Here is an 11,459-nt window from a genome sequence, read left to right as displayed (position 1 = left end):
CACCAGCCTGCTGGAGGGGGTGAACAACCGGATCAAGGTGATCAAGCGCATGGCCTATGGCTTCAGGGACGCCGATTACTTTTTCCTGAAAATCAAGGCCGCCTTCCCCGGGAAAATGCGATGAACCAAGAAAAAGGCCGGCCCGCCCGTTGCCGCGGGTCGGGCCGGCCGGAGGGTGACAGGGGATCAGAAGAAGGTGACGAACATCAGCTGGCTGTACAGGTTGGTGTCGTCGCCGCCGAGCTGGGTGCCGCCCTCGGCGGCGCTGCGCTCGGGCTGGTAGAAGCCGACCACCGGACTGATCATCAGGTGGTCGTTGACCATCCACTCGGCGTACAGGTCCAGCTCGCGGCCGCCCAGGTTGCCGAGATCGGTGTCGAGGGTGTCGAAGTCGAAGTACAGCGCGCCGACGGTGACGTTCTCCAGCGGCGCGGCCTTGAGGCCGACGTGGTGGACGCGGGTGTTGCTGTTGAACGGGCCGGCGTAGTTGGCCGCCACCTCACCCTGGAACCAGGTGCCGTAGCCGCGGTTGAAACCGTAGAACAGCGGGTCGAAGGTCTCCGAGAAGCGGCTGTAGCGGTAGGTGGCGGTCGGCGACCACGGCAGGCCGGCGAAGGTCCAGCTGCCTTCCACATACCAGGCGTTCTCGGTGCCGCTGTCCTTGTCCTGGCTGGCGTACTCGAAGGCCAGGTTGAGGTTCTCCACGCCCAGCCCGCCCGCGCCGCGCAGGCTGACGGTGTCCATGCCGTCGCGCTCGAGCTGCGCCGGGCTGGCGTAGCGCTCGTTGACGTCCAGGCCGCGAATCCAGGTCAGGCCCAGGGTGCCCGGTGCGCCGACGTGCTCGAGGGTGGCGATGGCCAGCTCGGTCTCGGCCTGGGCGCGGTTGTCGGATTTCAGCCACATCAGGTCGCCGCGCAGACCCTGCTCGCCGCCCAGGCGCAGCACCGCGGTCTGGTCGAAGGCCTTGCGCGCGGCGATGTAGTAGGCGCCGCCACGGTCGTAGTCGGCACCGAGGTCGACGTCGCCGAAGTTCAGCGAGTCGCCGTTGATCAGGAAGCCGTCGCCGACCACCACCTTCTGCCGGCCACCGGAAATGTCCACGCCGTTCTCGCCGAGCGCCGGGAACAGGTCGCCCGAGCGCCAGCCGAGGTAGGCGTCCTCGATGTCGGTCATGCGCTCGCTGCCCAGGCTGAAGCCGGCGGCGTCGCCGTCGCCCCAGGTGCCGGAGCTGACCAGGTTGACCGCGCCGTACAGGCTGCCGGCGCCGCCCAGGGCCTGGCTGCCGCTCAGGCCGTACTTGACGTAGCCCTCGCGCCAGCTCGAGCTGCCGGCGCTGCGGTTGCCGAAGCCCAGCTCGTAGCTTTCCTCGCTGTGCATCAGGCCGAACACCGCCTCGAGGTCGGCGTTCAGCACGCTGCCATCCTGGTTGTACAGCTCGTAGGCGCTGGCCGGGACGGCGGCCAGGGCGGCGAAGGCGCTCGCCAGCGCCAGGGCGAGCGGCGCGCGGCGCGATCCGTGTCGGGTGGAAATCATCGGGGGCAGACTCCGTTGTTCTTCTGGGTCGGTGCCGGCTACGGGCGGCCGGCGTCGGTGACATTAATCCCATGCCCGCCGACCGGCGGTCTTGTGCCTGACTGCCAAGCGATTGCCCCTGACTGCCAACTCATGGCGCCGCCTGCCGCGACTCGAGCAGGATGCGCTGGTGCAGGCGCCGGTAGGCGGCCTCCTGCGGCTGCAGGCGCAGCAGCCGCTCGCTGTAGCCGAGCGCCAGCGGATAGCGCCCGGCGCGGTAGTTGAGATGGGCCAGCGCGTAGAGCAGGTCGCGATCCTCGCCGGCCAGGTCGAGACCGCGCAGCAGCGCGGCATTGGCCTCGTCGATGCGTCCCAGGCGGCCGAGCAGCAGGCCGAGGTTGTAGTGGACGCGCGCCCGCTGCGGCGCGGCCTCGGCGGCGCGGCGCAGCCAGTCGGCCGCCTCCGCGCCCTGGCCGCGCTGCGCCAGCAGCAGGCCGAGGGCGTAGGCCTGGTCGGCCAGGGCGTCGCCTTGCGGCTCCAGGGCCAGACCGGCGCGCAGCAGGGGCTCGGCCTCCGCCAGGCGCTGCTGACCGGCCAGCAGCTGCGCCAGGTTGAGCCGCGCCGGGGCGAGGCGGGCGTCCTGGCGCAGGGCCATGCGGTAGTCGGCTTCGGCCTCGGCCGGACGCCCGAGACGCTCGCGCAGCACGGCCAGGTTGAGGCGCGCGCCGGGCAGGTCGGCATTGGCCGCCAGGCGCCGCTCCAGGTCGGCGAGCCGGGCGTCGAGGCGCGCATGCACGTCATCGGCCAGCGGGACACCGCGCAGGTCGGCAAGGGCGCGGGCGGCCTGGTCGCGCACCGCCAGGCTGGGGTCGTCGAGCAGCGGCGCCAGACGTGCCAGGCGCTGCTCGGCCGGCAGGCTCTCCAGGCCGCGCAGCGCGAGCATGCGCACCTGGGCATCGGCGTCGTCCAGCGCGCGCTGCAGGCTGTCGACCAGCGGCGCGCCGTAGCCGGCGGCCAGCTCGGCGGCGCTGGCGCGGACGATGGCCGGGCGGGTGCGGTCCTCGATCAGCCGGGCCAGCTCGCCGGTCACCTGCGGGTCGTGGCGGCGCGCGGCGGCGAGCACCGTGCCGTAATGCGGCGGGCGCTTGGGCTGGCCGAACTTCGCCTCGATCACCTGCGCCGCCCAGGCCGGGTCACGCTCCTGGTGGCAGGCCGTGCAGGCATCCGGCGCAGCGCTGCTGGCGGCCAGATCGGGTCGCGGGATGCGGAAGCCGTGGTCGCGGCGGGCGTCCACCACCATGTAGTTGCGCGCCGGGGCGTGGCAGTTGACGCACTGCGCGCCGGGACTGCCGGCCGGGTGGAAGTGGTGGAACGGATCGTCGTAGCGCTTCTTCTGCAGGCTGGGGAAGCGCGGGTTGCCCTGCGGGTTGTGGCAGCCGGCGCACAGCGCGTTGCCCTCGGCACGCAGGGTGGCGGAGTGCGGCTCGTGGCAGTCGCGGCAGGTCACGCCCATGGCGAACATCCTGCTCTGCACGAAGGAGCCGTACTCGAACACCTCGTCGAGGATCTGCCCGTCGGCATGGTAGAGGCCGGCGGACAGCGTGGTCGGGCGCATGGCGTCGAGCAGCGGCCGCCCCGGTGCGCTGCCGACCCCCAGGCTCTCGCGCCGGCTGTGGCAGCGCGCGCACTGCTCCACCTCGTAGCCGTGGCCGCCGCCGCGGAAGTCGACCGCCAGGCCCATGTCGGCGGCCTTGAGCCCGGCCGCCGGCTGCGCGCCGCGCCGCTCGGCCCAGGCGACATGTTGCTCGCCCGGCCCGTGGCAGCTCTGGCAGCCCACCGCCATCTCGCTCCAGGTGGTGCGGAAGCTGTCGGCGGCGGGGTCGTAGCCCTTCTTCAGATTGCCGGAGTGGCAGTCGGCGCACATGGCGTTCCAGTTCTGGTAGCGCCCGGTCCAGTGCAGGGCGTCGTCGGGGGTGAAGCGCTGGCCGGGGTACAGGGAGAACCAGCGCTGCCCGCCGGCCTCGCGCGGGCGGCTGTCCCAGGCCACGGTGAGGCTCTGCAGGCGACCGCCGGGACGTTCGATCAGGTACTGCTGCAGCGGAGCGAAACCGAAGGTGTAGGCGATGGGGAAGTCGGCGCGCTGGCCGTCCTCGCCCTCGGCATTGACGAAGAAGCGCTCGCCGCGGCGGAAGAAGCGCATGCTCACCCCGGCCTCGTCGCGGTATTCGGCGTCGGCGAAGTCGCCGAGCACGTTGCCGGCCGTGGCCGCGCGCAGCGACCAGCTGTGGTGCGAGCCGGCCCAGGCCTTGGCCGCCTCGGCATGGCAGGCGCTGCAGCGCGCCTGCTCGACGTAGCCGTCGGCCAGCTGCGGCTGTGGCGCGGCCAGCGTCAGCAGCGGCAACAGCAGCAACAGCAGGCCGAGCCACTGTTCCCGCCAGCCGGGTCTCGGGTTAGTCCGCGCGAGCATCGCTCCTCTCTCTTGTTCTTCAGCCGAGCGGGCCGGCAACGCCCCGCTCGGCTGGCCGCCCTCAGTAACCGCTGACCTGGTCGGGCAGGATCACGTTGTTGTCGCGGGCGTACTGTGCCCACAGCTGCTGCAGCTCGGCCACCTTTTCCGGGTGCTTGCCGCTCAGGTCGTGGCGCTCGGCCAGGTCGCTGCGCAGATCGAACAGCTGCCAGTCGCCGCTGCCCCAGGGCTTGGGCATGTGCACCAGTTTCCAGTCGCCCTGGCGGACGAAACGCTTGCCGAACAGTTCGCCGCCGTGCACCCGCTCGGCGACCTTCTCGCCCTTGAGCAGCGGCAGGATCGACACCCCCGACATCGGCTCGACCGCGCGCCCCTGGTAGCGGTTGCCCGGATGCCTGACGCCGGCCAGCTCCAGCAGGGTCGGCGTGAAGTCCTTGACGGTGACCAGCTCGCGCACGACCTGCCCGCTACGGGTCACGCCGGGGATGCGCAGGATGCCGGCGGTGCGGGTGCCGCCCTCGGTGGCGAAGCCCTTGTGCAGGCTGAGCGCCGGGGCGGACACCCGCGCCCAGTTGGGGCCGTACAGGGTGTAGGAACCGGGACGGCCCATCTGCGCGTAGCTGAAGTCGTGGGTCTCGTCGACCACCTTGCGGATCTGCGGGAACAGCTCGGCCGGCCAGGTCTCGTCGAGGTCGTGGCCTTCCGCACCGTTGTCGGAGATGAACACCACGATGGTGTTGTCGTACAGGCCGTTCTTCTTCAGGTAGTCGAAGACCCGCCCGGTATGCGCGTCCATCTGGTCGATCATCGCCGCGTAGACCTCCATCGCCCGCGCCTCGACCTTCTTCTGCTCCGGCGTCAGGCTGTCCCACGCCTGTCCCTTGGGCGGCCGCGCCGCGCCTTCGGCATCGGCGGGGATCAGGCCCAGCTCCTTCTGCTTCTGCAGGCGCTGGGCGAACAGGGCGTCGTAGCCGGCGTCGTAGCGCCCGCGATACTTGGCGATCGCCTCGTCCGGCGCCGCCAGCGGCCAGTGCGGCGCGGTGAAGCTGAGCATGCCGAAGAACGGCTTGCCGCTGTCCTTGTCGGCGGCGATGTAGTCGATGATCTTGTCGGCGTAGAACTGCGACGAGTACTCGAAGTTATCCGGCAGCCTGTCGAGCATCTTGCCGTCTTCGGCATAGGGCGCCTTGGCGTCCGGAGTCGGCGCGTAGGCGGGACGCATGTCCGGCCAGTGGCTGGCCCCGCCGCTGAGCAGGGTGAAGGAGCGCTCGAAGCCGCGGTCGTCGGGGCCGGTGTCCTCGCTCTTGCCGAGGTGCCACTTGCCGGCCAGGTAGGTGTTGTAGCCGGCGTCCTTGAGCAGCGAGGCGACGGTGACCACCCGCTCGTTGAGGTGCCCCTCGTAGCCCGGCTTGCCCTCCTGGTTGGGCGCCAGTTCCTCGGCCATGTTGCCGAGCCCGGCCAGGTGCGGGTCGACGCCGGTGAGCAGCGCGGCGCGGGTCGGCGAGCAGGCAGGCGCGGCCTGGAAGTTGCTCATGCGCACGCCCGAGGCGGCCAGGGAGTCGAGGTTGGGGGTGTCGATCTCGCCGCCGAAGCTGCCCAGGTCGGCCTGGCCCATGTCGTCGGCGACGATCAGCAGGATGTTGGGGCGGGCGGGATCGGTGGAAGCGGCCTGCGCGGGCAGGCTGAGCGAAAGCACGGGAATGGCGAGCGCTACGGCCAGCGCGAGGGCGGACAGTGGTTTGCGCATCTTGGCGTCTCCTGCGAATGGGAAGAGCACTGGGGATGTGGGGGCGGCAGGCCGCCGGCGGTTCTGCCGGCGGCGCGGGCTCAGAAGCCGAAGGACACGACCAGCTGGCTGTACAGGTTGAGGTCGTCGCTGCCCTGCTGCGAGCCGCCCTCGGCGTCGCTCTTCTCCGGCTGGTACAGGCCGACCAGCGGGCTGATGGTGAAGTGGCCGACGGTCCAGTCCAGGTAGAGGTCCAGCTCCTTGCCGCGCAGGTCGCCCTGGCTGCGGTCGAGGGTGTCGAAGTCGAAGTACAGCAGGCCCATGGCCACGTTGGGGCGCGGGGTCAGGCCCAGGCTGAGCATGTGGATGCCGGCGTTGCGCTGGAACGGACCGGCGTAGTTGCCGGCCACCTCGCCCTGGAACCAGGTGCCGTAGCCGCGACTGAAGCCGCTGAACAGCGGGTCGTAGCCTTCCGAGTAGCGGGTGTAGCGGTAGCCGACGCGCGGCTGCCAGGCGACATCGGAGAAGGTCCAGCCGCCCTCGAGGTACCAGGCGCTCTCGTCGCCCAGCTTCTTGTCCTGGCGGGCGTACTCGCCGGAGAGGAACAGGTCCTTGACCCCGGCGTTACCCTGGCCGCGCAGGCTGACCACCTCCAGGCCGTCGCGCTGGGCGCTGAACGGGTTGGCCAGCTTGTCGTCGACGTCCAGGCCCTTGACGTAGGTGAGGCCCAGGGTGCCGGCCTCGGCGACGTGCTCGAGCACCGCCACGCCCAGCTCCGGCTTGGCCTTCACCTCGTTGTCCGACTGGATCCAGATCAGGTCGCCGCGCCAGCCCTGCTTGCCGCCCAGGCGCAGCCAGGCAGTCTGATCGAAGGCGTTGCGCGCGGTCAGGTAGTAGGCGCCGCCGCGATCGCGGCTGCCGTCGCCGAAGTTCTTGCCGACGCTCAGGCCGTCGCCGTTGATGATGAAGCCATCGCCGACCTTGACCTTCTGGCTGCCGGCGGAGAAGTCGATGCCGTCCTTGCCGAGCGCCGGGAACAGCTCGCCCGAGCGCCAGCCGGCGTAGGCCCGGTCCACCGCGGTGCGCCGCTCGCTGCCGTCGGTGTAGCCGGCGGCATCGCCCCGCCCCCAGGTGGCGTTGCTCACCACGTTGAACTCGCCGTACAGCGAGGAGTCGGCGGCGCCGGCGAAGCGCTGCTCGCCGCTCAGGCCGTAGCGCAGGAAGCCCTCCTGCCAGCTAACCGAACCCGGCGCGATGGGCCCGCCCTGGTTGTAGCTCTCGTCGCTGTGGAACACGCCGAAAGCGCCCTGGACGTTGAGATTGACGGTCAGGCCGTCGGCGGAGTGCAGTTCGTAGGCCGACGCGCCGACCGACGCCATGGCGATCGCCGCGGCCAGTAGCGAGCCGTGCAGGCCCTTGCCCATGATCATGCTTACCTCTGTTCTTATTGTTAAAATGCCCAGCGTCGCTTGCACGGAAATCCCTCCCGGTCCCCAGGCATGGACCTCGAAGCACTTCGCTGCGGGTTCGCGTTATCCCTGCACGATGCCATTAACCCATGCTCGCGCTACGCCAGCTTGCACCTCCCTGCCAGCAGACTTTGCTGAGCGTGCCAGGGCGCCCTGGCAAGAGTGGCCGTCGGCGGCGTGCCAGTGCAGGCGGTCGGTCTCGAAGCGGTGCTCGATCGTCCAGCCGTTGGCGAAGTTCAGGGTCAGGCGCCGGCCGGCCAGGTCGGCCAGGGCGGGGAGGATGAAGGCCTCGGGGGCGAAGCCCTCGGCCAGGGCGCCTACGGTGATCCAGTCGGAGTTGCTGCTCATGGGAGGTTGCCTCGGTGGGCGAAGGACGTCGCCATGCTGGCGGAGCGTTCGCCCGCGCGACATCAACCGGATGGTTGAGTCGCGCCTAGAGGAACAGCCGGGCGACCAGCTCGGTGCGGTTGCGTGCGCCGACCTTGCGGAACAGGTTGAGCAGATGGGTCTTCACCGTCGGCAGGCCGATGCCCAGTTGCCGCGCCAGCAGCTTGTTGCTGGCGCCGTCGCGCAGCAGCAGGGCGATCTGCCGCTCGCGGGCGGTGAGCTGGGGCGGTTCGTCCGCCGGCACGCCGGGCAGGGTCGCGGCGGCCATCTGCATCGGCGCGTGCATGCCCTGCAACAGGAAGTCGCCGTCGATGCGGTAGAACACGGCGCAGCGCGCCGGCACGGCCTGCACGGCCTGCAGGCAGTGCAGGCCGAAGGTGCTGGGAGTCATGGCGTCCTCCCCGGCGAACAGGAAACGGGCCGCCCGCGCGGACGGCCCGGGATGGCTCAGACCACCGCGAGGTAGTGCTTGACGAAGGCCTCGCTGGTCACGTCCCACAGCACCGGGGTGCCCTTCTCGACGAACCAGCTGTCGCCGGCCTTGTAGGTGGTGGTCTTGCCGCTGGCCTCGTCGGTCAGGGTCACCTCGCCGCTGACCACGGTGGCCTGCTCGTTGAACGGGTAGACCATGCGGAACTTGCTCCTGGTCACGCCGAAGTAGGCGGAGCTGACCGGGTCGGTCGGCGCGCCGAAGGTCATCTTGCCGAAGGCCTTGCCCTCGCCCTCGAGAATCTCCGAGCCGAGGTCGGCCACGGTGCCCCAGGCGTCCAGTTCGGCGATGGTGGTGCCTTGCTTGATCGGATACATCAGTCGGTCCTCACACAATGAATGGTTCAACTGTCAGCGGCGGCCGGTCCAGTAGCCGGAGGCCTGGTGCCAGCACTTGCCGCCGGTCAGCAGCAGGGAACGGAAGCGGTCCTTGCCGGGAATGCTCGGTCGGCGCACCGAGCTGATCAGGTCGTAGCGCGCCGAGCCCTCGCTCATGCCCTCGGCCAGCACCTTGCAGACGATGTGGCTGGGGGTGACGCCGAAGCCCGAGTAGCCCTGCACGAAGAAGGCGTTGGGCCGCCCCGGCAGCGCGCCGATCTGCGGGAACAGGTTGGCGCTGCAGGCCATCGGCCCGCCCCAGGCCAGGTCGATCTTCACGTCCTTGAGGTAGGGGAAGATCTTCAGCATCAGGTTGCGGTTCCAGGCCTTGAGGTCGCTGGGGATATGCTCGACCAGCGGGGTGGCCGAGCCGAACAGCAGGCGGTTCTCGTTGGTCACCCGGTAGTAGTCGATCACCGGGCGGATGTCACTGTAGGCGCCGCGGATCGGGCTGATGCGCTCGATCAGCTCGTCGGACAGCGGCTCGGTCATGATCTGGAAGGCGTAGGTGTTGATGGTGCTGCGGTGCAGTTCCGGCTCCAGCTGGTTGAGGAAGCTGTCGCAGGCCCACAGCAGCTTGCTCGCCCTGACCGAGCCCTTGGCGGTGCGCACTTCGATGCGCTCGCCGTAGCGGACCTCCAGCACCGGGCTGTATTCGAAGATCTTCACGCCGTGCCCGGCCAGCGCCTGGGCCTCGCCGAGCAGCAGGTTGAGCGAGTGCACGTGGCCGCCGCCCATGTGCAGCAGGCCGCAGCTGTAGGCGTCGGAGCCGACGATGCGCCTGACCTCGCTGCCAGTGAGCAGGCCGATCTCCTGGTGCGGGGCGAGTTTCCTGAACTCGCTTTCCCAGGCGCGCAGGGTCTTCTCCTGGCGGGCGTTGAAGCCCATGTAGCCGTAGCCGTGGCGGAAGTCGGCGTCGATGCCGTACTTGTCGATGCGCGCCTTGATGATCTGCGCGCCCTGGTCGCTGATCTCGAAGATGCGGCGCAGGCCATCCTCGCCGACGTCCGCCTTGATCGCCTCCAGATCGTGGCCGATGCCGGCCATCACCTGGCCGCCGTTGCGTCCGGAGCCGCCGAAGCCGATGTAGCGGCCTTCCAGCACGACGATGTTCCTGATGCCTTTTTCCGCCAGCTCGAGCGCGGTGTTGATGCCGGAGAAGCCGCCGCCGATCACCACCACGTCCGCGTCGAGATCGGCCGCCAGCGACGGGAAGCTCAGGTCGTATTTCTTGGTCGCCGTGTAGTAGGTCGGCGTTTCGATGTTGATCATGGCGCATTACCAGGGGGCGTTGGGATTGCCGGCCCGGAGCGCTGGGATCGCGCATCCGGATTGCCGCCTCGTTTCGTGAACCTATTAGGCCGCCCGCCCACCCGGGCGTCTTGCCCGGCGCTGCCAGATTTCTTGCCCGAGACTGCCAGCGCGCCCGTCCGGCAAGCACAGTCAAGAAGCTCGGCAGGCAGGGGCAAGACGGCCCGCCCGGTGCTGCTCAATGATCGATCCGACTTCGTTCGACCCCACCGTCTGCAGCGATGCAGCAACGCGGCCGACGGGACACGACCGGCGCCAGGCGCCGCCCCCTCACCCGGAACGAGATACGCACATGAACAAGAGCACCGCGAGTGCCTCAGACACTCTTCTCCCCGACGCAGCCGGCAGCCCGGCACTGAAACGCGGCCTCGGCTTCGCCACCATGATCGCCATCTGCATCGGCGTGGTGGTGGTGCAGGGCAGCATGGTCAGCGCCCTGCAGGGCATCGGCTTCGGCGGCGCCGGTTTCCTCGCCGCCGCCGTGGTCGCCTTCCTGCTCGCCCAGTGCAACGCGCTGAGCTTCGCCGAGCTGTCGCTGATGTTCCCGCGCGCCGGCGGCACCCTCGGCAGCTACACCGAGGCGGCGCTCGGCCCGTTCCCGGCGATAGTCGCGGTGTACGCCGGCTACGTGGTGGTGGCGATGTTCGGCCTGTCGGCCGAGCTGCTGTTGGTCGATGCGGTGATCGGCCAGCTGTTCCCGGGGATGGTGCCGGAGATGGTGGTGCCGCTGGGCATTCTCGGCGTGCTGACCCTGCTCAACATCCTCGGCACCGACGTGTTCGCCCGCTTGCAGAACGTCTTCACCTTCGCCATGGTCGCCGCCCTGCTGCTGGTCGGCCTGACCGCGGTCACCGGCAGCGCCAACCCGGCGCCGGCCGAACTCCCCGGTGCGGTGCAGTGGAGCTGGGACGGCATCCTCGACGGCAGCTTCCTCGGCCTGGTGGCCCTGGCCATGTGGCTGCTGGTCGGCGTCGAGTTCATCTGCCCGCTGATCGGGGAAGTGCGCAACCCCGAGCGCAACGTGCCGCGGGCGATGATGCTGTCGCTGTGCCTGATCTTCGCCATCTTCCTGCTGTTCTGCTGGGGCGCCAGCCGCTACCTGACGCTGGACACCCTGACCACCTCGCCGCTGCCCTACCTCGACTACGTCGACGCGGTGTTCGGCAAGGCCGGGCTGATCGTCGCCACCGTGATGGCGGTGACCGCCACCTGCAGCACGGTCAACACCGTGCTCGCCTCGGTGCCGCGCATGCTGCACGGCATGGCGCTCAACGGCCAGTCGTTCCCGCAGCTCAAGCGCCTGCACCCGCGCTTCAACACGCCGTGGGTGGCGATCCTGTTCATGGCCGCGATCATCGCCCTGCCGTTCCTGCTGCTGGGCATCGACTCGATCATCCCGCTGCTGATCGCCGCCTCGACCAGCTGGCTGCTGGCCTACATCATCGCCCACCTCGACGTGATCGTCCTGCGCCGCCGCCAGCCCGACCTGGCGCGGCCGTTCCGCACGCCGTTCTACCCGCTGCCGCAGCTGCTCGGCATCCTCGGCATGGGCTACGTGGCGCTGAACAACTCGCCGTCGCCGGAGATGACCCAGACCGTCTACAGCCTGACCGGCGTGGTGCTGCTGATCGTCGGCGCGATCGCCGCGCTGTGGGTCAAGCTGGTGATGAAGCGCGGGCTGTTCCAGCCGGAGATGCCCAGGGGCTGAGTCGCCACACCC

8 protein-coding genes and 2 pseudogenes are annotated in these 11,459 nt (G+C 69.8%); 2 read left to right on the top strand and 8 right to left on the bottom strand.

Annotation, left to right across the window (positions count from 1 at the left end; translation table 11 throughout):
* The coding region (locus RA210_RS10915; protein WP_201485414.1) for a transposase at positions 1 to 124 on the top strand (124 nt) is incomplete at its 5' end.
* Positions 125 to 186: 62 nt separating this feature from the next.
* On the opposite strand, the gene RA210_RS10910 is transcribed toward RA210_RS10915, so the two are convergent.
* The 8 genes and pseudogenes from RA210_RS10910 to RA210_RS10875 all read right to left on the bottom strand — a co-directional run bounded on the left by RA210_RS10910 (position 187) and on the right by RA210_RS10875 (position 9,700).
* The gene (locus RA210_RS10910) at positions 187 to 1,533 is read right to left on the bottom strand and encodes a hypothetical protein (protein ID WP_201486458.1); all 1,347 of its coding nucleotides are present in this window, start codon (positions 1,531 to 1,533) and stop codon (positions 187 to 189) included.
* A gap of 130 nt (positions 1,534 to 1,663) precedes the next feature.
* Entirely contained in the window at positions 1,664 to 3,979 is a 2,316-nt protein-coding gene (locus RA210_RS10905) for a cytochrome c3 family protein (RefSeq protein WP_201486457.1), read from the bottom strand.
* Positions 3,980 to 4,040: 61 nt separating this feature from the next.
* The gene (locus RA210_RS10900; protein ID WP_201486456.1) at positions 4,041 to 5,726 is read right to left on the bottom strand and encodes an arylsulfatase; all 1,686 of its coding nucleotides are present in this window, start codon (positions 5,724 to 5,726) and stop codon (positions 4,041 to 4,043) included.
* 80 nt (positions 5,727 to 5,806) lie between these two features.
* Complete coding sequence (locus RA210_RS10895) at positions 5,807 to 7,135, bottom strand: hypothetical protein (RefSeq protein WP_442963395.1); 1,329 nt, start codon at positions 7,133 to 7,135, stop codon at positions 5,807 to 5,809.
* 174 nt (positions 7,136 to 7,309) lie between these two features.
* Positions 7,310 to 7,522 (bottom strand): annotated as a pseudogene (locus tag RA210_RS10890) (MoaF N-terminal domain-containing protein); the annotation flags it as partial.
* 85 nt (positions 7,523 to 7,607) lie between these two features.
* A pseudogene (locus RA210_RS10885) lies at positions 7,608 to 7,781 on the bottom strand (helix-turn-helix domain-containing protein); the annotation flags it as partial.
* Between the two features lie 227 nt (positions 7,782 to 8,008).
* On the bottom strand, positions 8,009 to 8,368 hold the full coding sequence (locus RA210_RS10880; RefSeq protein WP_136489359.1) for a cupin domain-containing protein: 360 nt from the start codon (positions 8,366 to 8,368) through the stop codon (positions 8,009 to 8,011).
* Between the two features lie 33 nt (positions 8,369 to 8,401).
* On the bottom strand, positions 8,402 to 9,700 hold the full coding sequence (locus tag RA210_RS10875) for an NAD(P)/FAD-dependent oxidoreductase (protein WP_201486455.1): 1,299 nt from the start codon (positions 9,698 to 9,700) through the stop codon (positions 8,402 to 8,404).
* A 331-nt stretch (positions 9,701 to 10,031) separates the two neighbouring features.
* Between RA210_RS10875 and RA210_RS10870 the strand changes: the two genes are divergently transcribed.
* Positions 10,032 to 11,447, top strand: a complete 1,416-nt coding sequence (locus tag RA210_RS10870; RefSeq protein WP_201486454.1) for an APC family permease — start codon at positions 10,032 to 10,034, stop codon at positions 11,445 to 11,447.
* Positions 11,448 to 11,459: the final 12 nt, after the last annotated feature.

The sequence above is a fragment of the Pseudomonas sp. OF001 genome, from assembly GCF_904426495.1.
Taxonomy (GTDB): domain Bacteria; phylum Pseudomonadota; class Gammaproteobacteria; order Pseudomonadales; family Pseudomonadaceae; genus Geopseudomonas.
This window is presented reverse-complemented; position numbering and strand designations above follow the sequence as displayed.

Coding starts and splice junctions, on each gene's coding strand:
- RA210_RS10910 (WP_201486458.1), bottom strand. CDS start 1,533: ATGATTTCCACCCGACACGGATCGCGCCGCGCGCCGCTCGCCCTGGCG.
- RA210_RS10875 (WP_201486455.1), bottom strand. CDS start 9,700: ATGATCAACATCGAAACGCCGACCTACTACACGGCGACCAAGAAATAC.
- RA210_RS10870 (WP_201486454.1), top strand. CDS start 10,032: ATGAACAAGAGCACCGCGAGTGCCTCAGACACTCTTCTCCCCGACGCA.
- RA210_RS10895 (WP_442963395.1), bottom strand. CDS start 7,135: ATGATCATGGGCAAGGGCCTGCACGGCTCGCTACTGGCCGCGGCGATC.
- RA210_RS10905 (WP_201486457.1), bottom strand. CDS start 3,979: ATGCTCGCGCGGACTAACCCGAGACCCGGCTGGCGGGAACAGTGGCTC.
- RA210_RS10880 (WP_136489359.1), bottom strand. CDS start 8,368: ATGTATCCGATCAAGCAAGGCACCACCATCGCCGAACTGGACGCCTGG.
- RA210_RS10900 (WP_201486456.1), bottom strand. CDS start 5,726: ATGCGCAAACCACTGTCCGCCCTCGCGCTGGCCGTAGCGCTCGCCATT.